The organism is Lactobacillus sp. RTP31084st1_F9_RTP31084_210423 (genome assembly GCF_040919545.1).
GTDB lineage: Bacteria > Bacillota > Bacilli > Lactobacillales > Lactobacillaceae > Lactobacillus > Lactobacillus paragasseri.
The window spans coordinates 1-1,795 of sequence record NZ_JBCOVH010000011.1 but is presented as its reverse complement, the minus strand read 5'-3'; the positions used below and the strand labels follow the sequence as shown (position 1 = coordinate 1,795).

Genomic DNA, 1,795 nt, shown 5'->3' with positions numbered 1-1,795 from the left:
CATTAGAACTGTCCAAAAGGAGAATTGAAAATGGCTAAAATCGGTTATGCGCGTGTGAGTTCCAAGGAGCAACATTTAGATCGACAGTTAGCGGCTTTAAAAGACGTTGATAAATTATTTACGGATAAATTAAGTGGGGCTAACACTAATCGGCCAGAACTGCAAAAAATGCTGGCCTATATTCGTGAGGGTGATATTGTCCTGGTCACTGAATTAGATCGCTTAGGCAGAAACAACCAGGATTTAACTAAGATTATGAACACCATTCAAAATAAAGGCGCCACCTTAGATGTGTTAAATTTACCGTCCATGACAGGGATCGCGGATCCTAACTTGCGTCAACTGATGACCAACTTGATTATTGAACTCTATAAGTATCAGGCCGAAAGTGAACGTAAGCGGATCATCGAACGTCAGCAACAAGGGATTGCCTTAGCTAAGCAGCAGGGTAAATATCATGGGCGCAAACCCCAATACACCCAAGACGATCCCCGCTTGCAACATGCTTTTAAGCTTTATCAGGCGGGCATGAGTGACATTGATGTGGCTCGAAATACCGGGATTAAGCGGACGACCTTTATCAGATATCGCAAAAAGTTTAATATAAAAAGATGAGACTTATATGTCAGGTAAATTAAAAACCGTTTTTTATGAGCAGCAAAATTAATGGTCTATAATATGACATATGAAGATTCTTATTGGTCTCCTTCCATTCATGCTGATGTTCAGTTAGTAAAAGTCTTAGTGTCATGCTTTTCTTATTGATTAGCATGGCTTTTCTTTTGCCTGTTCTCAAAAAGCCCGCTACCTTCCCCACGAGGTAACGGGCCTTTTGATATTATGCAATAGTAACTTTAGTCCTGTTGCTAACAGTATTACATCACGTGAACCATATAATTTCCTATCCAAATAGTCCAGCTTTCTTCCAGCCACATTGTTTCAAATAATCTCGAATCGACTTTTTAATGATTGAAGTATCTAACTTAGATTCAACAATTCCAACTTTACCGCTCTTCTTGTCCTGTCCAATGCCAAAAGAAATACTTTTCTGATAAGTCTTTCCCTTAGAAAAGGAGATGTCTTTACTGAAAGATAGTTTACCGTTATGCATCCTAATACTTGATGTCTTACTAGAAGTGCTATCAACTTCCTTCCATTTCCCGTTATCTTTCAAAGTAACTGTAAAAGTAAACTCTTTGTCCTCATCGGAGATTCCACCCTCAGTGAAAAACCGGGCATCCATCCATTTCCATGTGCCAATAATCGAATCTCCTTCAACAGCAACTTCCCAAGGATTGTTATCAGAATTTAGAGCCTTTGGTGCATCGCTTAAAACTTTTTCTTTCTCAATCATAAGAAATCATCTCCTTCTTTTGGTAATCATTACTGAACATAACTAACCTTATAATACCAAGACTAGTCATATCGCCAGTAGTAAACTTGATCATACTATAACCGTAGTACACAATATAACTGTAAACCCTGGCGATATGGATAGGACAAGTGATTTTGATTTAATGAAACATAACCTGACAGATGTAATTGAATTCACCAAAATTATCATTGATTATGACGGATTCAACCCAACCACAGATTTTTGGCAACCCCTAGTAACAACATACTTTAAATTAATTGATCTCCCGACCGATCACGACCCCCATGACGGAAGCCATCCAATCCGGGGCGGGCGTCCCCTGGGAGTAGGTAGAGCCAGTGGCGAAAATCATGGAAGCCCTCCTTTCATTCTTGCGTATCTTCGGAAAGCCGGAAGGTATCGACGAACTGCTTGTATTCC

The 1,795-nt window shown here is 39.6% G+C and carries 2 protein-coding genes; one reads left to right on the top strand and one right to left on the bottom strand.

Annotated features, from left to right (window positions below; all coding sequences use genetic code 11):
* Nucleotides 1-30: 30 nt before the first annotated feature.
* Nucleotides 31-615: a recombinase family protein gene (locus AB5359_RS10200; protein ID WP_056984887.1), complete on the top strand. Its 585-nt coding sequence runs from the start codon at nt 31-33 to the stop codon at nt 613-615.
* Between the two features lie 286 nt (nt 616-901).
* Here AB5359_RS10200 and AB5359_RS10195 read toward each other — a convergent pair whose 3' ends face one another.
* A complete protein-coding gene (locus tag AB5359_RS10195) occupies nt 902-1,354 on the bottom strand; it encodes a hypothetical protein (protein ID WP_003712340.1) in 453 nt (150 codons plus the stop codon).
* Nucleotides 1,355-1,795 lie beyond the last annotated feature (441 nt).

Excerpts from the sequence above, each read along its gene's own strand:
- AB5359_RS10200 (WP_056984887.1), top strand. The coding sequence starts at position 31 with ATGGCTAAAATCGGTTATGCGCGTGTGAGTTCCAAGGAGCAACATTTA.
- AB5359_RS10195 (WP_003712340.1), bottom strand. The coding sequence starts at position 1,354 with ATGATTGAGAAAGAAAAAGTTTTAAGCGATGCACCAAAGGCTCTAAAT.